This window comes from Enterobacter cloacae complex sp. P6RS, assembly GCF_014982245.1.
Taxonomy (GTDB): Bacteria; Pseudomonadota; Gammaproteobacteria; order Enterobacterales; family Enterobacteriaceae; genus Enterobacter; species Enterobacter bugandensis.
Window position 1 is genome coordinate 17,520 of sequence record NZ_JADCLB010000022.1, and the last position, 20,229, is coordinate 37,748.

At 57.3% G+C, this 20,229-nt stretch carries 19 protein-coding genes; 10 read left to right on the plus strand and 9 right to left on the minus strand.

Annotated elements, in window-relative coordinates:
• Nucleotide 1: 1 nt before the first annotated feature.
• The 3 genes from INF73_RS16290 to patD are packed head-to-tail and all read left to right on the plus strand — an operon-like array spanning nucleotide 2 to nucleotide 3,191.
• Nucleotides 2–946, plus strand: coding sequence for an ABC transporter permease (locus tag INF73_RS16290; RefSeq protein WP_041909766.1), 945 nt, complete (start codon nucleotides 2–4; stop codon nucleotides 944–946).
• Entirely contained in the window at nucleotides 936–1,742 is an 807-nt protein-coding gene (locus INF73_RS16295; RefSeq protein WP_028013304.1) for an ABC transporter permease, read from the plus strand. Before INF73_RS16290 ends, INF73_RS16295 begins: the two co-directional genes overlap by 11 nt.
• A 24-nt stretch (nucleotides 1,743–1,766) precedes the next feature.
• On the plus strand, nucleotides 1,767–3,191 hold the full coding sequence (patD, locus tag INF73_RS16300) for an aminobutyraldehyde dehydrogenase (protein WP_193542417.1): 1,425 nt from the start codon (nucleotides 1,767–1,769) through the stop codon (nucleotides 3,189–3,191).
• A 39-nt stretch (nucleotides 3,192–3,230) separates the two neighbouring features.
• Here the strand turns inward: patD and INF73_RS16305 are convergent, their stop codons facing one another.
• Genes INF73_RS16305 through INF73_RS16315 form a run of 3 tightly spaced genes read right to left on the minus strand, consistent with a single transcriptional unit; the run spans nucleotide 3,231 to nucleotide 4,125 of the window.
• The gene (locus tag INF73_RS16305; protein ID WP_003856955.1) at nucleotides 3,231–3,413 is read right to left on the minus strand and encodes a DUF1869 domain-containing protein; all 183 of its coding nucleotides are present in this window, start codon (nucleotides 3,411–3,413) and stop codon (nucleotides 3,231–3,233) included.
• A 4-nt stretch (nucleotides 3,414–3,417) separates the two neighbouring features.
• On the minus strand, nucleotides 3,418–3,771 hold the full coding sequence (locus INF73_RS16310) for a DUF1971 domain-containing protein (RefSeq protein ID WP_059354363.1): 354 nt from the start codon (nucleotides 3,769–3,771) through the stop codon (nucleotides 3,418–3,420).
• Nucleotides 3,772–3,798: 27 nt separating this feature from the next.
• Nucleotides 3,799–4,125, minus strand: coding sequence for a DUF1971 domain-containing protein (locus INF73_RS16315; protein WP_193542415.1), 327 nt, complete (start codon nucleotides 4,123–4,125; stop codon nucleotides 3,799–3,801).
• A 244-nt stretch (nucleotides 4,126–4,369) separates the two neighbouring features.
• Between INF73_RS16315 and INF73_RS16320 the strand changes: the two genes are divergently transcribed.
• The gene (locus INF73_RS16320) at nucleotides 4,370–4,543 is read left to right on the plus strand and encodes a GhoT/OrtT family toxin (RefSeq protein ID WP_014883956.1); all 174 of its coding nucleotides are present in this window, start codon (nucleotides 4,370–4,372) and stop codon (nucleotides 4,541–4,543) included.
• A gap of 85 nt (nucleotides 4,544–4,628) precedes the next feature.
• Nucleotides 4,629–5,384 carry an alpha/beta fold hydrolase gene (locus tag INF73_RS16325; RefSeq protein WP_193542413.1) on the plus strand — a complete coding sequence of 252 codons (756 nt, stop codon included), beginning with the start codon at nucleotides 4,629–4,631 and terminating at the stop codon, nucleotides 5,382–5,384.
• Between the two features lie 56 nt (nucleotides 5,385–5,440).
• Here the strand turns inward: INF73_RS16325 and INF73_RS16330 are convergent, their stop codons facing one another.
• Genes INF73_RS16330 through INF73_RS16340 form a run of 3 tightly spaced genes read right to left on the minus strand, consistent with a single transcriptional unit; the run spans nucleotide 5,441 to nucleotide 11,938 of the window.
• Nucleotides 5,441–7,615: a virulence factor SrfC family protein gene (locus tag INF73_RS16330; protein WP_049136479.1), complete on the minus strand. Its 2,175-nt coding sequence runs from the start codon at nucleotides 7,613–7,615 to the stop codon at nucleotides 5,441–5,443.
• Nucleotides 7,612–10,593 (minus strand): virulence factor SrfB, encoded by a 2,982-nt coding sequence (locus tag INF73_RS16335; protein WP_193542411.1) that lies wholly within the window; start codon nucleotides 10,591–10,593, stop codon nucleotides 7,612–7,614. The genes INF73_RS16330 and INF73_RS16335 overlap by 4 nt, the downstream gene beginning before the upstream one ends.
• Before the next feature lie 4 nt (nucleotides 10,594–10,597).
• A complete protein-coding gene (locus INF73_RS16340) occupies nucleotides 10,598–11,938 on the minus strand; it encodes an SrfA family protein (RefSeq protein ID WP_193542409.1) in 1,341 nt (446 codons plus the stop codon).
• Between the two features lie 283 nt (nucleotides 11,939–12,221).
• Here INF73_RS16340 and INF73_RS16345 point away from each other — a divergent pair, with 283 nt between their 5' ends.
• Nucleotides 12,222–13,820, plus strand: coding sequence for an ABC transporter substrate-binding protein (locus tag INF73_RS16345; RefSeq protein ID WP_028013296.1), 1,599 nt, complete (start codon nucleotides 12,222–12,224; stop codon nucleotides 13,818–13,820).
• Between the two features lie 55 nt (nucleotides 13,821–13,875).
• Nucleotides 13,876–14,109, plus strand: a complete 234-nt coding sequence (locus tag INF73_RS16350) for a YdcY family protein (RefSeq protein ID WP_049136473.1) — start codon at nucleotides 13,876–13,878, stop codon at nucleotides 14,107–14,109.
• On the opposite strand, the gene INF73_RS16355 is transcribed toward INF73_RS16350, so the two are convergent.
• Nucleotides 14,110–14,559, minus strand: a complete 450-nt coding sequence (locus INF73_RS16355) for a DMT family transporter (protein ID WP_028013294.1) — start codon at nucleotides 14,557–14,559, stop codon at nucleotides 14,110–14,112.
• Complete coding sequence (locus INF73_RS16360; protein ID WP_193542408.1) at nucleotides 14,556–15,074, minus strand: GNAT family N-acetyltransferase; 519 nt, start codon at nucleotides 15,072–15,074, stop codon at nucleotides 14,556–14,558. Before INF73_RS16360 ends, INF73_RS16355 begins: the two co-directional genes overlap by 4 nt.
• A gap of 135 nt (nucleotides 15,075–15,209) precedes the next feature.
• Between INF73_RS16360 and INF73_RS16365 the strand changes: the two genes are divergently transcribed.
• The 3 genes from INF73_RS16365 to INF73_RS16375 all read left to right on the plus strand — a co-directional run bounded on the left by INF73_RS16365 (nucleotide 15,210) and on the right by INF73_RS16375 (nucleotide 17,816).
• Entirely contained in the window at nucleotides 15,210–15,785 is a 576-nt protein-coding gene (locus tag INF73_RS16365) for an XRE family transcriptional regulator (protein WP_028013292.1), read from the plus strand.
• A gap of 65 nt (nucleotides 15,786–15,850) precedes the next feature.
• Nucleotides 15,851–16,891, plus strand: coding sequence for an NADP-dependent oxidoreductase (locus INF73_RS16370; protein ID WP_193542406.1), 1,041 nt, complete (start codon nucleotides 15,851–15,853; stop codon nucleotides 16,889–16,891).
• A gap of 256 nt (nucleotides 16,892–17,147) precedes the next feature.
• Nucleotides 17,148–17,816: a GntR family transcriptional regulator gene (locus INF73_RS16375; RefSeq protein ID WP_193542404.1), complete on the plus strand. Its 669-nt coding sequence runs from the start codon at nucleotides 17,148–17,150 to the stop codon at nucleotides 17,814–17,816.
• A 119-nt stretch (nucleotides 17,817–17,935) separates the two neighbouring features.
• Here the strand turns inward: INF73_RS16375 and pqqU are convergent, their stop codons facing one another.
• Complete coding sequence (pqqU, locus tag INF73_RS16380; protein ID WP_193542402.1) at nucleotides 17,936–20,050, minus strand: TonB-dependent receptor PqqU; 2,115 nt, start codon at nucleotides 20,048–20,050, stop codon at nucleotides 17,936–17,938.
• Nucleotides 20,051–20,229 lie beyond the last annotated feature (179 nt).

The window sequence follows — 20,229 nt, forward strand, 5'->3', positions numbered from 1 at the left end:
AATGGCTATGAGTGTCGCGCACCCTCCCGCCCCGCGCGGCCGCATAAGCCGCATTACGTCACTGTTCTGGCGTAAACCGTCACTCGGACTGTTCCTGCTTCTGCTTGCACCGCTGATGTGGTTTGGCATCGTTTATTTAGGATCGCTGCTGACCCTTTTGTGGCAGGGTTTTTACACCTTTGACGATTTCACCATGGCGGTCACGCCGGATCTGACCCTGGCGAACATACTGGCGCTCTTCAATCCGGCAAACTACGACATCATCCTGCGCACGTTAACGATGGCGATTGCGGTGACGATTGCCAGCGCAATTCTGGCGTTCCCGATGGCCTGGTATATGGCGCGATACACCCGCGGCAAGTGGAAAGCGTTTTTCTATATCGCCGTGATGCTGCCAATGTGGGCGAGCTACATCGTCAAAGCCTACGCCTGGACGCTGCTGCTGGCGAAGGACGGCGTGGCTCAATGGTTCCTCAACCACCTGGGGCTGGAGCCGCTCCTGACCTCGATCCTTACGCTACCCGCGGTAGGCGGCAACACCTTATCCACCTCCGGGCTGGGGCGGTTTCTGGTCTTCGTCTATATCTGGCTGCCGTTTATGATCCTGCCCGTTCAGGCGGCGCTGGAACGTCTGCCGGCTTCGCTGCTGCAGGCCTCAGCCGATCTCGGCGCGCGCCCGCGCCAGACCTTCCGCTATGTCGTTCTGCCGCTGGCTATCCCGGGTATTGCCGCGGGCTCAATCTTCACCTTTTCCCTGACGCTGGGGGATTTCATCGTACCGCAGCTGGTCGGGCCGCCGGGGTTTTTCATCGGTAACATGGTCTACTCCCAGCAGGGGGCGATCGGCAATATGCCCATGGCCGCCGCGTTCACGCTGGTTCCCATCGTGCTGATTTCACTCTATCTGGCGTTCGTGAAGCGTCTGGGAGCATTCGATGCACTCTGAACGCGCACCGCTGTTCCTGAAAGTGGCAGCGTGGGGAGGCGTCATCTTCCTGCACTTCCCGCTGCTGATTATCGCAGTCTATGCCTTTAATACCGAAGATGCTGCCTACAGCTTTCCGCCTCAGGGGCTGACGCTGAAGTGGTTTACTGCGGCGGCGGGGCGCGGCGATATCATTGAATCGGTGACGTTGTCACTTCAAATTGCCGCGCTATCCACCGCGATAGCCCTTGTGCTTGGCACGCTTGCTGCAGCGGCGCTCTGGCGAAGCGAGTTTTTTGGCAAGAACGCGATCTCGCTATTGCTGCTGCTGCCGATTGCGTTGCCGGGGATCATCACCGGTCTGGCGCTGCTGACAGCGTTCAAAACAATCAACCTTGAGCCGGGGTTTTTCACCATCGTGGTTGGGCATGCCACGTTCTGCGTGGTGGTGGTCTTCAATAACGTGATTGCCCGGTTCAGACGCACCTCCTGGAGTCTGGTGGAAGCGTCGATGGATCTCGGGGCCGACGGATGGCAAACCTTCCGCTATGTGGTGCTGCCCAACCTGGGCTCCGCGCTGCTGGCCGGGGGAATGCTGGCGTTTGCCCTGTCGTTTGACGAAATTATCGTCACAACCTTTACGGCGGGACACGAACGCACGTTACCGCTGTGGTTGCTCAATCAGCTAGGCCGTCCGCGCGACGTGCCGGTCACCAACGTCGTTGCACTGCTGGTGATGCTGGTAACAACCATCCCCATTCTGGGAGCCTGGTGGCTAACCCGCGACGGCGAGAACATCGCCGGCGGCGGGAAATAACATTGATTTGAACAGGACAATGCTATGCAAACACATCTGCTGATAAAGGGTGAACTGGTTGCCGGAGAGGGAGAGAAACAGCCTGTCTATAACCCGGCCACCGGAGAGGTGCTGCTGGAGATTGCTGAAGCGTCAGCGGCACAGGTCGACGCAGCGGTTCAGGCCGCCGACCGTGCTTTTGCTGAGTGGGGACAAACGACACCGAAAACGCGCGCCGAGTGCCTGCTGAAGCTCGCGGATGCGATTGAAGCGCATGGCGAAGAGTTTGCCCGGCTCGAATCCCTCAACTGCGGCAAGCCGCTGCACTGTGCGCTGGGCGATGAAATTCCCGCAGTGGTCGACGTTTTCCGTTTCTTTGCCGGGGCGGCCCGCTGCCTGAACGGGCTGGCCGCGGGTGAGTACCTTGACGACCACACGTCGATGATCCGCCGCGACCCGGTGGGCGTGGTTGCCTCTATCGCGCCGTGGAATTACCCGCTGATGATGGCGGCATGGAAGCTGGCGCCTGCGCTGGCGGCCGGTAACTGTGTGGTCATCAAGCCGTCTGAAATCACGCCGCTAACGGCGTTAAAGCTGGCGGAGCTGGCGAAAGATATCTTCCCGGCTGGCGTTCTCAACGTGCTGTTTGGCCGTGGAAAAACGGTGGGCGACCCGCTCACCGGACATGAAAAAGTGCGCATGGTGTCGCTGACCGGTTCGATTGCCACCGGGGAGCATATCATCGGCCACACGGCGTCCTCCATTAAGCGCACCCACATGGAGCTGGGCGGTAAAGCGCCGGTTATCGTGTTCGATGACGCCGACCTGGATGCGGTTGTAGAAGGCGTGCGGACGTTTGGTTTCTACAATGCCGGGCAGGACTGTACGGCGGCCTGCCGTATCTATGCCCAGAAGGGGATCTATACCCGGCTGGTGGAAAAGCTCGGTGCCGCGGTCGCCAGCCTCAAAATGGGTGCCCCGGAGGATGAGTCTACTGAACTCGGTCCGCTCAGCTCGGCTGCCCATCTTTCACGCGTCTGTCAGGCGGTTGACGAGGCGAAAGCCCTCGGCCATATCCGCGTGGTGACGGGCGGGAGCAAAAAAGAGGGGGCGGGCTACTACTTCCAGCCAACGTTGCTGGCCGGGGCGAAACAGGAGGATGCCATCGTTCAGCGCGAAGTGTTTGGACCGGTGGTGAGCGTCACCGAATTCGACGATGAAGCGCAGGTCCTGGCCTGGGCGAACGATTCGCAATACGGCCTGGCGTCATCGGTCTGGACGAAAGACGTGGGCCGCGCCCATCGCCTGAGCGCGCGCCTGCAGTACGGCTGCACCTGGGTCAATACCCACTTTATGCTGGTGAGCGAAATGCCGCACGGCGGCATGAAATTGTCTGGCTATGGAAAGGATATGTCGGTGTACGGGCTTGAGGATTATACGGTTGTCCGGCATGTGATGATTAAACACTAGAAAATCATGCCCGGCGGTCTGCATCGCCGGGCGTTTGCTTTACCAGCCACACACCTCGTGCTCATTTTCCGTGTCGTAAGCGCGGACGGTATTCACCAGATCTTTTACCACGTCTGCGGCGACGTCGGGGATGAGCAACTCCATGGGGGCCTCTGTTTCATAATCCACCGAGACGCCGTTGCTGTTGTTGGTCACGGTCACTGTGTACGTTGCTTTACCCACGCGGTTACTCCTTATGTGTATTGACCACTTTGCCGATGCCTGCACCCTGAAGCGTAACAGCAGGATCGGCAAAAAAGTCGATATTGAAATAGGTATCGTCGGTCAATAGCTCGATGCGGTGCCATTTCTCTGGCGGTGAGATGCCAAACGATCCGGCTTCAATCACCAGCTCCAGATCCGGTTCGGTCGCGTCAGCGTTCGGGAAACCAAAATAGCGCACCGCACCCTGCATCACCGACAAACGGCCATATACGCTGGCTTTCGTATTATGGTGGGTGAAAAGCGCTTTTGGCGCGGTGTCTTTGTTCCAGAATGGCGTGGAGCGGGTATGAACAAAATTCTCAGGGATACGTAGCATAAGGGTTACCTCGTAAATAAAAGCCGCTCAAAGCGACTTCAACACCTCTGGTTCGACGAAAAATTCAATATTGAACACCGTGTCGTCGCTCATCACCTCGATGTGATGCCATTTCTCAGGGGGAAAAACACCGAAGTGGCCGGCCCTGATAATCAGTGTGCTGTCAGGCTCAGGGACATGTTCATCAGCATAACCCAGGTAACGGACGGCACCCTGCATAACGGACAGGCGGGGATAAACGCCCGGACGGGTACCCGTATCGAGATGACGCTGAAAGATCCCGGCGGGGGCGGTTTCTTTATTCCAGAAAGGGGTAGAGCGGGTATGAATACAGCTTTGCGGAATGCGTAGCATATTGCCTCCCATGTATGTCTGCCTTTATTAGACGCCTTTGCGGAAGAGAGAATTTATCAAAAAGTGCATTTAACTTGCATGTTATCAATAAAGATAATGGGTGGCTCCCCCTGTTTGTAAGACAAAATACTCAGTTGTTATTAGCCTTAATATTTAAGTGGTTATTATGTAATGAAAAAACTTGATCTGTATCAACATATGACGCATATTGCGTGCGGTTATTTTTTCGGCTCTGGTATACAGAATGACGTTGTATCAAAAGATGTTGGTTTTTTACGCAGTGATGGCTTCCATCTGTGCATTAATTACCTGGTTCCTTTCTAAAGACCGCAAGCGCATCCGCCTGCTTAGCGCGTTTCTGGTCGGGTCGACCTGGCCGATGAGTTTCCCCGTTGCGCTGCTGATTTCTCTTTTCTGAAGCATCCTTCCAATTTCGAAAGATGAACATAGCATTCCAGTTACGATGGCTGTATAAATACACAGTGCATCGTAAAGGAGTGCTTATGAACAGTTTTTACTCGCAGCATGCGGGTTGCACCGTGCGCTGGCATGATTTGCCCGGCTCTGGCGATCCCGTAGTCTTTATCCACGGATTGGGCTGCGCCTCTTCCTATGAATATCCTCGCGTCGTCCGAGACCCTCAGTTTGGCGGGCGCAGAGCTATTCTCATCGATTTACCCGGCAGCGGTTACAGCGATAAGCCTGAACATTACAGCTATAAAACGACTGAACAGGCGCGCGTCGTGGCGGAGTTGATTGACCATCTTCAGCTGGATGCCTTCTGGTTATACGGTCACAGCATGGGCGGCAGCATTGCTATAGAAACGGCGGGGCTGCTGGCACCGTGCGTGAAGGGACTGATGGTGTCGGAGCCCAATTTTCACGCCGGTGGGGGGATGTTTAGCCGCGCTATTGCGGCGCAAACCGAACACCAGTTTGTGGCACAGGGCTATAATGCCATGCTCCGTAAAGAGACCACCGCCTGGGCCGGGTGCCTGCAAAGCAATGCACCCTATGCCGTCTGGCGCGGCGCATCAAGCCTGGTCGCCGGTGTTGAGCCGGACTGGGAAGCGCAATTTCTGTCGCTGCCTTGCCCGGTGACGTTGATTTTTGGTGAGCTCTCACTGCCGGATGACGATGTGGATAATCTGAAGCTGAAGGGCGTTGAGGTCAAAATCATCCCTGCGGCGGGGCACTCCATGTCGTGGGAAAACCCATCGGCACTGGCGCAGGCGTTAGCGGAGTGTATGGCGGCGTGATTATCGTCGCGGAATACAGGCCGGGTAAGCGCAGCGCTACCCGGCAAGAAAGGCCGCTACAGGATTAAAGCCCGCAGTGCCCGACGTGCGTCAGGCTGAACATCATGCGGGTGCTGATAATCAATGTTTTCGATTGCCCGGCTATAGAGGGCAACCAGCCAGTCGTAAACGTACGCGGTGGCCGCATGAACAGGCTGCTCCCCCAGACGCGTCAGGCGCGGTGCGGCACTGCTGACAACGGGCGTAACAAAGATTGCCTGACCTTTGCGAATGCGGCTTGCGGGGCGCTCTGCGGCAGGAGACTGGTCGTAACCCAGCCAGCCAACGAAATTCCCTATCACCGCATGCAGCTGCGCCGCGCTGCTTTTATCCGCGTCGACAATGCGCTGAAGCTGTTGCGGCAGATTAAGCCGGTAGCTGGTTACCACCAGCACATCCGCGATTTGCTGCAGCACCGCGGGCTCCAGACCAAGACGGGCGGCGGTAGCTTCATTGCGGCTCCACTGGCGCAGATGATTTATCCATACTCTGTGCGCCAGGCGCGCTTTGTCTTTTGTCTGGAATCGTCCTGCGCTTTCCTGGGCGTTATCGGCGAACAGATCGATGGTGTCCGTGAACAGCCCGTTCACCTGCTCCTCGCGCGGCTGCTGAACGGCGAGCAGCGTTTCAAAGGCTTTCAGCGGCGGCAGCAGACCTTCAAGCAGTTCGCCGTGACGGGCGGCGCTGCTTTGCAGCGTGCGCACCATGTTTTCGGCCTGAGCACGTCGTGTACCCGGTTCCTCAACCAGCGGCGCCAGATAGCTTTGCATCAGCGACGCGATCTCCTGCCGTAGCAGGTTTTTCAGCGTGCCGAGACGCTTCTGCCGCTGTGCCGGGAGCGTCGCCTGAGACAACCACTCAATGACGCGCTGCATGCTGTGGCTGTCCAGCGCCTGCAGAGTTCCCCAGCGCAGGCCTGGCTTGCCCAGCAGATGCTGTACAGCTTCATCGAGATTCTGTCGGGTAGTGAAACGAGCGTCATGCGGGGTGATCGCCCACACCAGCCCCGGCAGGGCAGACTCCTCGGCAGGCTGGGTCTCTTTAATCCAGTTAATTAACACTTTTGCTTTTTGGGCCGTCTGCTCGTGCCGCGCTGTCGCGTTGCAGATAACCAGCACATCCGGCTGGAGCTGCTGGCGGTAATGTTCAAGCAGCCACTGGCATTTAGCCTGTACTAGAGGATCGGCACTGCCGTCTTCAAAGACCGGAATATCAATGATATCAACGTTATCCAGCGCGCCATTCTCAACCGGCAAGACCAGCTCGCGGGTAAGGAAGGCAAGCACGTCGACCGGGATGCTGATGGCGTTGAGCATTTCACCGTTGTTCAGCGGATGAAGCAGCGTCTCCTGAGTTTCCTGCTGGGTTAAGGTACCGTGCGTCAGGAACCCTTCACCAGGCAGACCAAAGCTGTCCACCAGCAGGCTCAGCGGCGCAGCCAGCTCGCTCGCATGGCTGGTCTGATGCAGCACGTGGGCAAGCTTCAGCCACTGCTGGGTTAACTCCTGTTGCTCGCCCCACAGCAGCGACCAGACGCTGGCGCGGGTGCTGAGATCGAGCGATGGCACCAGCTGGGCAAACTCATGCCACAGGGCGTCATCAATTTGCTGTCTCGCGGCGGGTACCGTGCTTTGCCAGAAACGCGAAATCGCACCCACATCCTGCGCCGTGATGCCGGGCACGCTCTGCGGCTGGCGAAGGCCGCGCCATTTCTCCAGACGCGTCTCAATGACCGCCTTATCCACCGCGCGCATCTGCGGGTGCAGCGTCGTGCGGGCAATAAACAGCTGTACCAGTTCGGCCTCGGTGACCAGGCTCAGACGCAGCGGAAACGCCTCATCCGCTACCTCCGGGGTGTCTCGGGTGAAGCGCACGGCCATGTTGGTCAGGGCATGCCCTGGGTTAATATGCGAAAAATAGTCAAAGGTGCGCTGGCCCGGCATCACGTTCAGGCGCCCGTTACCGCTGCCGCACAGCGACAGCAGCAGGTGCGCTTTGGCGCTCTGAGAATGGCCGTAAAGCCCAATGCTGCTCCGGCGGGTCAGGGCGTGTTCAATGGCCTGCTCCCGCGCCTGCGCCGCGTTGATGCGAGCAAGCAGGGCATCAGCATCGTTATCCAGCACAGGGGCGGTCAGGCGCGTCTCATTAATCCACCCGATTAAGGCCTGAGTGGTGGTCGTGGTCGCTGTCATTTCAGGTATACGCTCCCGCTGTCGATCCAGTAGTGGCTACCGCTGTGTCGGCGATCGGCCAGGGTATTCAGTTTGAAGGTTAACGCGTCAGGCGCAACCGGCGTGCCGTCCTGCAGCCAGGCATCGCTGAGCTCGAAGGACTCAGGGCCCTCTGATTTGCTGCCGCCGCAGAGCTTAAGCCGCACGTTCAGCACGCCGTCGCCGGCAATCGCTTTTGCCAGTTCAGCCGAGTTGATGCTGAGCGTATAAAGCGGCGTGGCGGGCCAGCGCGCGTTCGCCAGCTGGCGGAAGCCGAGGGTAACGTTACCGCGCAGCGGGAAGTGCAGACGGGCGTCAAGCTTCGCGCCGGGTTTATCGAGATCGATATCCTGATACCAGACGTTTTCCTCGCGCAGGGTATTGACGGTGTTATCCAGCACGCCCAGATAGCGCACGGTGGAATAGGCGCCAATGTCCGCGGCCTTAAAGTTAAAGCGCGGCAGACGCAGATCGAGCGCCAGGCTGCAGAGCATGGCCCCCACCGCGGCGGTCGATTTCGGATTGCCTATGCGCCCCTGCTGGCTGAAGGGATACCACTCGTGAACCTGATATTTATCCAGCCAGACGATGCGGTTGACCGGCACCGGCTGCAGATGCCGAATCAGCGCCTGAACGCCCGGCAGGCAGCCCGGGCGCCCGGTGATGAGCAGAATATCGCAGCTGTAATGGGAAATCGCTTCACACACCGCGTGAAGCGGCGAGGTCAGCGTAAACTGACCGGCCAGCATTGCATCCTGCATTTCGCGGAAGTTCACGTGCAGCGGCACGGCGAACAGGTCGAACGCCTCTGAGCCCGCCGGCAGGGCATGATCGATTGCCTGCTGAAGATAGTTCATCACGTTGCGGGTTGGTTTCTGCGCAAGGAGCTCGCCAAAGGTGGCATGCAGGCCCGCCAGCGGATCGTCAATATCGCTGGCTTCCCACGCGGAAAGAATGGCGTGGCCAATCGGCATAAAGAGCTGAAGCGCCGTTTGCTGGCGCAGTACCGCCTGGGTATCAATACGCCCGGAGTCGCCGAACAGCGACGCCATCAGCAGCGAGGCGTCCGCAATGCCGGATTTCTGCAGCTGCGTTTGCAGGGCGGGCAGGACATAGCGCTGAATCACGTCCAGCAGGGTATCGTCGCCCGCCACCTTGAACCCTTCGCGGAACAGCAGTTGCGGGGTGATTTTGACGTTATTACCGGAGCCGTCATCAAGCTGGTAGTGGGTTATTGCCATATCCGTGGTGCCACCGCCGATGTCGATAGACGCGACGCGTAATGCGCGGCCCGGCTGCACGCCCGGCTCAGGTTCACGATCCGTGCGGGCGAGTGAGGCGAAAAAGGCTTCCGTCTGGCCGCCAAAACGGGAAATCGCTTCGTTATACAGCCAGACCAGCTGACCGCAGCTGGCTTCATCCCACTCCATCTGGATCTCAGGAACCGGCACCACGCTTTTTTCCTGCTGCTTGCGGGTGGCAAAATCTTCATCCTGCGGGTGCCAGCCCATCGCTTTCCAGACGATGGCAATGGCTTCAAACATGCGGCGACGGAAAATCTCGCGCTCCTGCTTCGGCATGGCCGAGGGCAGGGTCAGGATCAGGGTGCGCAGCTGGCGCGGCGAGGCCGGGAAGCCCAGGCGCAGGCGGGTGGCGACGCTGTTGATCTGGCCCAGCGCCTGCGCCAGCAACTCGCACAGCATGTGCGTCATCAGCGTGCTGCGGCTGTACTGCGGCGAAAAGACCGGCAGCCGCTCGTCCTGCGGCAGCGTAAACAGCGGCTCACCGTCATCGTTCATCAGGTTCATCAGCGGAAACGCCGTGGCGAGCGGTTCACGCTGGGTTTTGCCGTTCATCTGGCTAAAGCGCCAGTCCTGCACGACAGGCGTTTCATCCCACAGGTAGCGGCGCGGGCTGGAGATGCCGCTGTTACCTTCGGTTCCCAGGCGCTGCATCGCCAGCTTGCGGGCTTCATCGCCCACGCGAACAATCGACGGCCAGACAAACGCATCTTCGCGACCGCTTTCCACCGAGAAGTGCTGTTTGCCAAAACGCGCTTCGGAGAATTCAAGACGGCTGGTAAAGAGAGGCTCGTTCAGGAACTGCGGCTCGCTTAACGAACGAACCTGCAGCTCGGCGGTCTGCCGAAGCCCGTCGTTTGCATCACCGTGGTCTTCGATAATGACGCCGCAGGTGTGGGTATTGCCCACGTCGAGGATCAGGTCGACCGGAATGGCAGGCGTGCTGAGCGTGTGGGTGACAAATTTCACTTCCGGAATGGTGAGCTGTTCACCGAGCATGGTCAGTACATTGAGCCAGTGGGCCTGATATTCAAAACTGCGCATCGCCTGATGCAGGTCGCGTTCAGAGCGGTTTTCAACGCCGTCGGCATACTGGGTAAATGCCTCACGCAGCCAGCCGTCAATCCAGGTCTGGTCGAGGAAGCTTTCTACCTCACTATCGCGCCACGCCAGCGCAAAGCGGGTTCCGTTCAGAATATCGTTTTCAACCGGCGACAGGGCGGAGGTGGCATGCTCCGCGATCTGGCTGTCGAGCGCGAGAGTGACGCGGTGCGAGTTGCCTGCCGTGTCGGGCTTCTCGAGCTTGCGTACCTGAACGCGCGCCCAGTTATCCGGTCCTTCCACAAAGGTCCGCGGCGGGTTGAAGCGCAGGAAGGGCACGGGAAGCCAGACGCCGTCCAGCACGGCAAGGGACTGATGCAGCGGAATGGTGGTTTCCGGTTTAACCACTTCAGGCTGACCGCCGTTCGTCCCCGGCAGGGTATAGCGCCCGTTCACCAGGTCGAAATCGAGTCGCAAAAGGGGGCCGTTCGCGGTTTTACGAACGAAGCGCCCGTTGCTGGCGGTGTCCTGCGGCGTCAGGCCGAAATCCAGGAACTGCACGCCGCTGTTGGCAATAAGCGTGACGCTTTGTTTATAGTCGCAAAGATTTACCAGCATAGGATCAGGCACCTGCTTTCTTGAACGTCAGTGGGACGACGGTGTTGGCATCGTAGCGAGCGCGACATTCTGCGATATCGCTGGCCCCGGCTTTACAGGCGATTTCCGGCATCGGGTAGCGGGAACCGTCGGTGCAGCGAGCATTGCCGCGACTTTTAATCATCAGCTCGCCATTGCTGTGCAGCCCGGAGAAAATCTCCGCGCGGCAGACAATGTTGTCGCCGTGCACGACGCGGGCGAAACCTTTATTGTTCTGGATTTGATAGCGCATTGACGGCGGCTTGCCGGTGACCGGATCTTTCACGTCGAGAACCGCGCGCCAGGTACCGTTCAGGAAGCGCGTCGACCCGGCTTTCACCTGACCGGCTTCCATCACCATGGCATCTTTCGGGATCGGAACAATTACCACCGGTGCGGCTTCAGGTGCAGGAGCGGGTTCTTTTTCTTTACTGGCGACGACCTCAGCCTGATGCAGGGGGAGATTCATAGCCAGCGGCTCTACTGCTTTGATCGGCTGCGGTGCAATAGCCACGGGCTCAGGAGCCGGTGCCGGAGCGGGCTCTGCCGAAGGGGCCTGTTTTGGCCACAGCAGCGGCGCGGCAACGGCTGCCACAATCACGGCGGCAACCGGCAGGGTCCACAGGGGAACGCGACGTTTTTTCGTGACGGCAACAGGCGCAGGTTCCTGAGCGGGTTGCGCAACAACCGGCGCGGGCTCCGGCTCATACAGTTCTTCCGGCGTAATACGCACGGCGGCGACGGGCGCAATCAGCGGCTCGTCTGCTTTTTCAAAGGTGATGGACGGTTCGGGCGCGGGTTCTGGCTCGGGCTCTTCAATCACAACGGGGGCAGGCTCGGGGATCAACGCTTCACGCAGGCAGTCGAGCACATCGTCGCGCGCATTTTCGTTCAGGTTTACAAAACCCCAGAAGCAAATAATCGGCTTTCCTGCGACCAGGAAAACAAAATTCTCGCCGGGAAACTGAAACGCTTTCGACAGCAGCGAGCCGAAAAGCTGCTGCGCGGTTTTGGACGACTGGAGGCATTTCTTGCTTAACGACTCAACGCTGGCAAGCGTGTTTTCCAGATAGCGTAGGGCGCGGTAGCGGTCGTCTTCACTGGCCGCCTTCCAGCTGGTGACGCTTCCCTCAATGGGGGAATACCAGTCCACGCGGTCGCCGCTGTCGTTGACCTGAGGAATAGCCAGACAGTCCACTATGGCCTGCTGTTTGCGCAATCGAAGCGCTTCCCGGATTTGTAACGCTGATTCAAAAACGGCCTGTCCGCCGCCGCCAACGGCCTGAAAATCATCCAGATTACCGCTGCGTAAAAGAGTTTTTGCCACGATTTGATCCCATATACTTCTTCACACCGTTACTTTAACGAAACGAGGAAGCAAACAAACGGAGGAAGAGACGCTAAAAGCGCCGATTTCTTGCGGCATAGATCGTGACGGTTGTGCTTGACGAATAACGTCACTTAAGGCAAATCACCTTTTTCTGCACTGGCGGCAAAACCGGCAAAAAACGCGGCTTTAGAATAACCTGATAGTGTTTCGTTATTTGCCAGGTGATAAGGGCTGTGCTGTTATTACTGACCTATATAATAAAACTGTCAGGGTTATAACTATGTCTACAGGGAAAACGCTGCTCGCCCTTGCGCTGAGCGCTCTTTTACCAGCCGGTGCTGCATGGGCGGCAAACAACGACACCCTTATTTACTGCTCCGAGGCATCGCCAGAGTCGTTCAACCCGCAAATCGCCAGCTCCGGCCCGTCGTTCGTGGCCAGCTCTCAGGTTCTGTACAACCGCCTGATCAATTTCGACCCGGTGAAAAATACCCCGGTACCGTCACTGGCGGAATCCTGGACGATTTCACCGGACGGCAAGACCTATACCTTTACCCTGCGCAAAGGGGTGAAGTTCAACAGCAACAAATACTTCAAGCCGACGCGTGACTTTAACGCCGATGACGTTATTTTCTCGGTGATGCGTCAGAAAGACCCTAAACACCCGTACCATAATGTGTCCCAGGGCAACTACGAATACTTCAACGATGTCGGGCTCGATAAGCTGATTCAGGACGTTAAAAAGGTCGACGATTATCACGTCCAGTTCACCCTGAGTGAACCCAACGCCGCGTTCCTGGCCGACTGGGGAATGGATTTCGCCTCGATACTCTCCGCCGAATACGCCGATGTGATGCTGAAAAAAGGCACGCCTGAGAACGTAGATACCTGGCCGATCGGTACCGGGCCCTATGTGCTCCAGCAGTACAAGGTGGATTCGCTGATCCGCTACGTCGCTAATCCGAACTACTGGGATGGCGAGGTGCCGACCAAGCATCTTATCTTCTCCATCACGCCAAACGTGGAAACCCGCCTGGCGAAATTGCAGACCAACGAGTGTCAGATTATTCCTGCGCCGTCTCCGGTTCAGTTTGACGTGATTAAAAAGAACAAAGACCTGACGCTGCACTCTGTCGATGCGCTGAACGTCGGCTATCTGGCGTTTAACACCGAGAAAAAGCCGTTCGATAACGTGCTGGTGCGTCAGGCGCTGAACTACGCGACCGACAAGAAGGCTATCGTTAATGCGGTCTTTATGGGCTCCGGTACGGTGGCAAAATCGCCGATCCCGCCAAATATGCTGGGCTTTAATAAAGATCTGCAGGACTACAGCTACGATCCTGATAAAGCAAAAGCGCTGCTGAAGCAGGCCGGGCTGGAGAAGGGCGCGGAAGTCACGCTGTGGTCAATGCCGGTTCAGCGTCCGTATAACCCTAACTCGCGTCGTATCGCGGAGATGATCCAGAGCGACTGGGCGAAAGTCGGCGTGAAGGCCAAAATCGTCTCTTACGAGTGGGGCGAATACCTCTCCGGGATGCGCAAAGGCGAGCACGACTCCGCGCTGTTCGGCTGGATGTCCGATAACGGCGACCCGGACAACTTCGCCGATGTGCTGCTGGGCTGCAACAGCATTAAAACCGGGTCAAACGCCGCGCGCTGGTGCGATAAGGGTTATGATGCCCTGGTGCAAAAAGCGAAGCTGACCAGCGATCCGGCCGAGCGTGCGAAACTGTACGGCCAGGCGCAGGAGATTTTCTACCAGCAGGCACCGTGGATCGCGCTGGCAAACGGCAAAACGTTCTTTGCAACCCGCAGCAACGTGACCGGATACAGCGTGAGCCTGATGGGCAGCGATTTCTCTAAAGCGAAGCTGAACTAAGCATTTATTGCCGGGTGAGGCGTAAGCCACTACCCGGCAAAAATAAGGAGTGACAATGTCACATTTAAACGAAGTTACCGCCCGCGTGGATGCCGCCATCGAAGAGAGCGTCATCGCCCACATGAACGAACTGCTGATTGCATTGAGCGATGATGCCGATCTCAGCCGTGAAGACCGTTACGCCCAACAGCAGCGTCTGCGTACCGCGATTTCGCACCACGGTAAGCAGCACAAAGAGGAGATGGACGCGCGCCAGGAACAGCTGACCAAGGGCGGTACCATACTGTAATCAAAACTGGCGTCGCGCTACCAGCCAGGCCCCGACGACCAGCATCACCGCGCCGCATACCGGGCCGATCAGCGCGCGCAGGGGAATGCCATGGCTTCTCAGCACGTCAAGGACCAGTCCGCCAATCAACTGGCTTGCGACCAGCACCGCGATGGTCGTTGCCGCGCCCACGTTCTGGTAGCCGCTGATGCTGGCAAACACAAAAAACGACCCCAGCAGCCCCGGGATCAGCGTCCACCAGCGCACCGTTGCGGCCAGCTCGCTGAACCCGGCGAAGCCCTGCTTCAGCAGCAGAATGCTGACAAACAGCACAATGCCGACCAGGGAGTTCAGCAGCATTGCGATAAGAATGGTGGAGGAGGACTGGGTGATACGCACCATTAAGGTGTTTTGCACCACCAGACCGATCCCCGCCGCCACCAGGAACGCCAGCGTCAGCGACTGATTCATGGGATTGCGTCCGGGTCGCTGCGCTCGTCCAGCTGCAGCTGCATAAAGGTTAAGTCCAGCCAGCGGCCAAACTTGGTTCCCACCTGCGGCATCTGCCCCGTGGTCACAAAACCGAGCGTTTCGTGGAGGTGAATCGAGGCCTTATTTTGCGCTTCAATGCCGGCCACCATCACGTGTTTGCCGATGGCGCGGGCCTCGTTGATCAGCGCTTTCATTAACGTGCGGCCAATGCCTTTACCCTGATGCTCCGGATGGACGTACACCGAATGCTCAACCGTGTGACGAAAGCCGTCGAAGGCGCGCCAGTCGCCGAAAGAGGCGTACCCGCTAACCGCACCATTTTCCTCAGCCACCAGAACCGGGTAACCCGCGAGCGTGCGGGCCTCGAACCAGGCGATTCGGTTATCGGTATCAACGGTTTTATCGTTCCAGATCGCGGCAGTATGCAGCACCGCATGGTTATAGATCTCTCCTATCGCAGCGCAGTCTTCTTTACAGGCGTGACGAACGATCATGATTAAACCTCTGTGTGTTGTTTACTATAGTATTACGCTATAGATATGATATTACACAACTGTATCGTTAAAGCGCTACGTGAGAATGATTATGAGCCCAATTGAAACGGCGTTCATACGCTTTAGTATGACGTTATGAACACAATAACAGACACAATGAATCAGCGTATTAGCGCCAGAATTCGCCTCGAACGTGAATCACGCGGCTGGTCTCTTAGCGAGCTGGCCGAGCGGGCAGGCGTATCTCGCGCCATGATCCACAAGATAGAGCGCGGCGACAGCAGCCCGACGGCAACCTTGCTTGCCCGCCTGTCAGGCGCATTTGGGATCAGCATGTCGACCCTGATTGCCAGAGCCGAGATGCAGGAGGGAAAACTCCTGCGCCTGGCGAACCAGCCCGTCTGGCGCGATCCGCAAACCCACTACCTTCGTCGCCACGTTTCTCCCCGTACCGATCTGCCTATCGACCTCGTTCAGATTGAGTTACCCGCGGGGAGCGACGTCCCGATGCCGGCGTCCTCCTACGCGCTCGCGCGGCAGCTGATCTGGCTGCAGTCCGGCGAGCTGGTATTCCAGGAGGGCGATACTCGCCACGAGATGAAGGCCGGAGACTGTCTGGAGCTGGGGCCGCCAAACGACTGCCGTTTTATCAACGAAACGAACGAAACCTGCATCTATCTTGTGGTCCGGCTTAACCAGTCTGCCTCGTAATGTTAAGGCGATAATGCCGATCGTGAGCCAGGCTGTAATGACATTTGTACCAGAAGGAGAATCCGATGAATCAATCTGTTTCGCAAAACCGCCGCTGGGTGCTGGCCTCTCGTCCACAGGGCGCGCCGGTTGCGGAGAATTTTCGTCTGGAAGAGCAGCCCGTTCCTGCCCCTCAGGCGGGGCAGCTGCTGCTTCGCACCGTCTGGCTGTCGCTGGACCCTTACATGCGGGGCCGCATGAGCGATGCGCCATCCTATTCTCCGCCGGTTGAGATTGGTGCGGTGATGGTAGGGGGAACGGTTAGCCGCGTTGAGCAGTCAAACCACCCCGACTTTAAAGCGGGTGAATGGGTGCTGAGCTACAGCGGCTGGCAGGAGTACGCGCTTTCGGACGGCAGCGGCCTGGTCAAGCTGGGCGATAATCCCACCCATCCCTCCTGGGCGCTGGGCATTCTTGGAATGCCGGGCTTCACCGCCTATATGGGGTTGCTGGATATCGGACAACCGAAAGCGGGTGAAACGCTGGTGGTCGCCGCCGCGACGGGCCCGGTTGGGGCGACAGTCGGGCAGATCGGTAAAATCAAAGGCTGCCGCGTGGTCGGGGTAGCCGGTGGGGCAGAAAAATGCCGCCACGCCGTTGAGGTTCTTGGATTTGACGTGTGTCTCGATCACCACGCGGCGGATTTCGCTGAGCAGCTGAAACGCGCCTGCCCGAAAGGCATTGATGTCTACTATGAAAACGTCGGCGGGAAAGTGTTTGACGCCGTGCTGCCGCTGCTGAATACCTCCGCGCGCGTGCCGGTGTGTGGCCTGGTGAGCGGCTACAATGCAACGGGGCTGCCTGACGGACCGGACCGTTTGCCGCTTCTGATGGGGACCATTCTGAAGAAACGCATCCGGATGCAGGGCTTTATCATTGCCCAGGACTACGGCCACCGCATTCATGAGTTTCAGGAAGAGATGGGGCGCTGGGTGCAGGAGGGCAAAATTCACTATCGTGAACAGGTGACGGACGGGCTGGAAAACGCGCCTGAAGCACTGATTGGCCTGCTGGAAGGACAAAACTTCGGTAAAGTCGTGATTCGCGTCGCGGGTGACAATAAATAAAAGGCACTATGGCGGGGTTTCCCGCCATATTTATTTGTGAAGATACGATATATTGTCTTTAATTAACGGACATGGCTTTTCGCGCCATCATCCCGGATGAGCCCGAAACCGATAAAAAAAAACACATTTTGCATTTTTTGCTGTTTTACGTACTTCCCACCACCAGGCATGACGATACAGGATATATCGGACCAGCGTCGTTTTATTAAAACTGGCGTTTAAAAATAGCATTAAGTTTTAGCTACAGGAATTGAACATGCTTGATTTGGATCACTTAGAAAAAGCCCAAAGGATCAGTCTTACCATGCAAGTTGAACTCAGTTTGAAAGGAGCGTTAATTACAGGCTCCCTTAAACCGGGTGCACGACTGATTACGAAAGAGATCGCCGATAAATTAGGAACCAGCATTACCCCAGTGCGCGAGGCGCTGCTGCGTCTGGTGTCAGCAGGGGCATTACATGCCACGCCGGCACAGGCATTTCTGGTGCCGGAGGTGACGCTGGACCGTTATAACGAAATCAACGCTATTCGCAAGCAGCTTGAACCCATGGCGGTTGCCGCAGCCTGTCAGAATATGTCTGACCAAAAGATCGAGACGTTGCGCAAATTGTCGGAAGCGTTTCATGAGGCCATGCGCATCGGGAACGTTCAGCAGGCATTGCAGGCAAATCGCATCTTCCGCTTTACGCTTTATCAGTACGCGGAAATGCCCACGCTGAATGCATTAATTGAACAGCTTTGGGTGCGCATCGGGCCTTGCATTAACTATCTGCACCAGGAGCTTAATGACATTAAGGAAGCGACGTATCACTATGACGAACTGCTTTCAGCCCTGGAACGCCGGGATGTCGACGCCAGCCAGAAGGCGATTGAAAAATCGATTGATGAAGCGAATACGCTTTTACAGCGACAATATTTTAACTGAGAGATAATTTAACAGAGCGACTATATACCGCGTCTACTTATTTATCTGGTGAATAACTCCTGATGGCATTTTGCCATCAGGATCGTTATTTTCGGTATTAAATAAACTTTACTTATTTGTTACTCGAATCGATAAGACACCGACAGACCTACACCGTAGTTACGGCCAGGCGCTGGCTCGTAATAACGCCCGTTGGATTCGTTGACAATAACCGAGCCAACGTACTCTTTGTCGAACAGGTTATCTACGCGGCCAAAGACGTCCATCCCCCAGTTGCCGTAGTTGAATTTATACCCGGTATTCAGCCCGACCACCGTGTACGATGGCGCTTTCGCCGTGTTTTCGTCGTCGGCCATGATATCGCTCATGTAGCGCACGTCCGAGCCCGCGTACCAGCCTTCTTCAGGCTGCCAGCCAAACGACGCATAGCCCATATTGCGGGCAATGCCCGGCATACGGTTGCCGTTACAGTCCGCGTCGCCGCAGACGTTGGTCCGGTAGGTGGCATCAAGGTAGGTCCACGCCATTTTCAGCTTCCAGTTCTCGGCAAACTGCTGATCGAGAGACACTTCGACTCCCTGACGGCGGGTCTTTCCGGCATTTTTATAGCTTGTGCGGCCACCAGAGCTGGCATCCACCACGATCTCGTCATCCGTATCGGTGCGGAACAGCGCTGCCGTCAGCAGTCCATTGCCAATGCGGGTTTTGCTGCCCACCTCATACGTGTTGTTCGTGGAAGGCTGCAGGCCGATATTCAGGCCGCCCTGGTTATCGGCGCGATACGAAAGCTCGTTGATGGTTGGCGTTTCGAACCCACGCCCTGCGGCAGCGTAGAGGTTCCACGCGTCCGTCACCGCATACTTCACGGAGCCCGCCGGGAGCCACTTGTGATAGCTCGCGTCACCGCTGTCGTCGCCGTTGCCCGGCGTAACGTAATGGTCGTTAGAATCAAACCAGACCGAGCTGTAACGCACGCCCGCATCCACGGACAGTTTCTGCGTCAGCTGCCAGCTGGTCTGCAGGTAAGGGTCGACGTTCCACATCAGGTTACGTTCGTTCCGGCGTTTATCACCCTTCACGCCGTAGTCCGGTACGCCGTTGTTCATCACGAAGTTCTCGTACCCGCGACGATCTTCACTCATGTTTTCATAGTTCAGACCGGTGGTGAAGGTGACCGGCACCAGCAGCTCGCCGCGGTGCGTCCAGCGGGTATCAACCCCCTGATAATGACGCTGCATATCGATCACGCCGCCGGAGTGAGAAGGCCTCAGCTGCGGCTGGTAGGGAATCGACTGGTACTGGGTCATTTCACGCTCGCCGGCGTACATCATCACGCTGAGATCGTCCTGAGCGCTAAGCTGGCGGTCATAGCGCAGCCCAGCCTGAGTCTGCTTGATGGTCTTGCGCGTGTTGTACTGATCGCCGCGCGGGGACTGACGCGGGTTATTCTGCCACTCCTGATAGCTCAGCCCGCCCGGATCGTTTGCTTTCATGTCCACGCTGTTAAAAATCAGCGTCAACTTGCTGGCATCGTCAATGCGTACGCCTAGTTTGGCATTAGCGAGATTCTTCCGCGCGCCGCTGTGGTCGCGGTAGCCTTTAGTGGTGAAGCGGGTGGTGGATACGGTGTAATCCACGTCCCCGGCATGGGTGCCATCGCCCATTGCGCCGGTGGCTTTCATGCCGTAGCGCCATGTCCCGTAACTGCCGTAATAGCTGTTTGCCTCGATGGTCGGCGGCTGCTGCCCGGTTTGCGTACTGATGTTAATCACGCCGCCAGAGGCGTTGCCATACAGGGCGGAGAAGGGACCGCGCAGCACCTCAACGCTGTCAATGCTGGAGAGATCGATGTTGGAGGTCTGGCCCTGTCCGTCCGGCATGGTGGCTGGAATACCGTCGACGTACATGCGAATGCCGCGCACGCCAAACGTTGAGCGGGCACCAAACCCGCGCATCGAAAGCTGGAGATCCTGAGCATAGTTCTGACGGTTCTGAATCTGTAGTCCCGGAACGCTGCCAAGCGATTCGGAGAGATTAATGCGCGGCGCAGCGTGGCGCATATCCTCGCCATTCACGACGCTGACCGCCGCCGGAGTATCAAGCTCTGATACGGTTTGCGGCGTGGCGCTGACGATCATGGTCTGTTCCTCTGCGCTCATCGCGCTTAGAGGCGCAAAAACAACGGGAACCAGCAGCAGCGGGAGAGATGCCTTACGGGCAGATATGATTTTCATGAGTAAAACCGGTTGTGATGTATAAACGAACCAAATGGAACATGTCCATACATGTTAAAGGTTTTGTAAATGTTTTGAAAACTATAACCGCACATTGCGTTAATGAAAGGCAATAGGGAAAAGAAAAACTCCACTTTTAACTTATTAATGATTACTATTCTCATTATCAAAACGGCAAT

What these genes read in the sequence shown, in the direction of transcription:
- INF73_RS16370 (WP_193542406.1), top strand. Translation starts at nt 15,851, where the DNA reads ATGAATCAATCTGTTTCGCAAAACCGCCGCTGGGTGCTGGCCTCTCGT.
- INF73_RS16330 (WP_049136479.1), bottom strand. Translation starts at nt 7,615, where the DNA reads ATGACAGCGACCACGACCACCACTCAGGCCTTAATCGGGTGGATTAAT.
- INF73_RS16310 (WP_059354363.1), bottom strand. Translation starts at nt 3,771, where the DNA reads ATGCTACGTATCCCTGAGAATTTTGTTCATACCCGCTCCACGCCATTC.
- INF73_RS16335 (WP_193542411.1), bottom strand. Translation starts at nt 10,593, where the DNA reads ATGCTGGTAAATCTTTGCGACTATAAACAAAGCGTCACGCTTATTGCC.
- INF73_RS16355 (WP_028013294.1), bottom strand. Translation starts at nt 14,559, where the DNA reads ATGAATCAGTCGCTGACGCTGGCGTTCCTGGTGGCGGCGGGGATCGGT.
- INF73_RS16360 (WP_193542408.1), bottom strand. Translation starts at nt 15,074, where the DNA reads ATGATCGTTCGTCACGCCTGTAAAGAAGACTGCGCTGCGATAGGAGAG.
- patD (WP_193542417.1), top strand. Translation starts at nt 1,767, where the DNA reads ATGCAAACACATCTGCTGATAAAGGGTGAACTGGTTGCCGGAGAGGGA.
- INF73_RS16350 (WP_049136473.1), top strand. Translation starts at nt 13,876, where the DNA reads ATGTCACATTTAAACGAAGTTACCGCCCGCGTGGATGCCGCCATCGAA.
- INF73_RS16320 (WP_014883956.1), top strand. Translation starts at nt 4,370, where the DNA reads ATGACGTTGTATCAAAAGATGTTGGTTTTTTACGCAGTGATGGCTTCC.
- INF73_RS16315 (WP_193542415.1), bottom strand. Translation starts at nt 4,125, where the DNA reads ATGCTACGCATTCCGCAAAGCTGTATTCATACCCGCTCTACCCCTTTC.
- INF73_RS16325 (WP_193542413.1), top strand. Translation starts at nt 4,629, where the DNA reads ATGAACAGTTTTTACTCGCAGCATGCGGGTTGCACCGTGCGCTGGCAT.
- INF73_RS16345 (WP_028013296.1), top strand. Translation starts at nt 12,222, where the DNA reads ATGTCTACAGGGAAAACGCTGCTCGCCCTTGCGCTGAGCGCTCTTTTA.
- INF73_RS16295 (WP_028013304.1), top strand. Translation starts at nt 936, where the DNA reads ATGCACTCTGAACGCGCACCGCTGTTCCTGAAAGTGGCAGCGTGGGGA.
- pqqU (WP_193542402.1), bottom strand. Translation starts at nt 20,050, where the DNA reads ATGAAAATCATATCTGCCCGTAAGGCATCTCTCCCGCTGCTGCTGGTT.
- INF73_RS16375 (WP_193542404.1), top strand. Translation starts at nt 17,148, where the DNA reads ATGCTTGATTTGGATCACTTAGAAAAAGCCCAAAGGATCAGTCTTACC.
- INF73_RS16365 (WP_028013292.1), top strand. Translation starts at nt 15,210, where the DNA reads ATGAACACAATAACAGACACAATGAATCAGCGTATTAGCGCCAGAATT.
- INF73_RS16290 (WP_041909766.1), top strand. Translation starts at nt 2, where the DNA reads ATGGCTATGAGTGTCGCGCACCCTCCCGCCCCGCGCGGCCGCATAAGC.